Below are 629 nucleotides of genomic sequence, written 5' to 3'. Positions count from 1 at the left end.
TCGACCGTCTAGTTATGCTATTTACTAATACGCATACTATTCGTGACGTTATTTTATTCCCAGCAATGCGTCCACAAGCATAAATTGATTGTGTGAATAAATCTAAGCCACCGTTTTTGACGGTGGTTTTTTTTTATCGATTGAAATATAAATATGGGTATGTTGTATAAAAGACAGTAAAGGGTAAGGTCATTGCGAACATCATTTAGGTTTGAGTCTGACGTCAGTCATCTTTTTGTCTTTGGTTCTATCGAATCCTCTTGTTTAACGGCACTAGAGCAGAGTGAGTGGCAGTGCCATTTTTGTCACGATATGCGAATGGCTGAATCCGTATTACTGGAATTAGGCCCATGCATAGGTTTAGTCGATTTAAGCCAATCATATTTTAGCTTGCACAGTTTTGCCTCATTGCTGAATCGTCATAAGCAAGTTCGTTGGATCGCTTTGATTGATGAAAAACAACTGAATAATGAAGCCGTATGCCAGTTTATCGTGAATTTTTGCTTTGATTATTTTTCACTACCGATTCCGATACCTCAGTTATTAACAACAATAGGTCATCAATGCGGAATGTTGGCTCTTGAGCGATATGTTTGGCCTGAATTGCGACAGTTAGGGCAAATAGGGCT

1 protein-coding gene is annotated in these 629 nt (G+C 38.6%); it reads left to right on the top strand.

Features of this window, described 5'->3' with window-relative positions:
- Positions 1 to 192: 192 nt before the first annotated feature.
- Positions 193 to 629, top strand: a 437-nt coding sequence (locus I3255_RS14000) for a VpsR-related response regulator (RefSeq protein WP_238039360.1), incomplete at its 3' end; no start/stop codon positions are given.

This window comes from Psychrobacter sp. Ps6, from assembly GCF_022129235.1.
GTDB lineage: Bacteria > Pseudomonadota > Gammaproteobacteria > Pseudomonadales > Moraxellaceae > Psychrobacter.
This window is presented reverse-complemented; position numbering and strand designations above follow the sequence as displayed.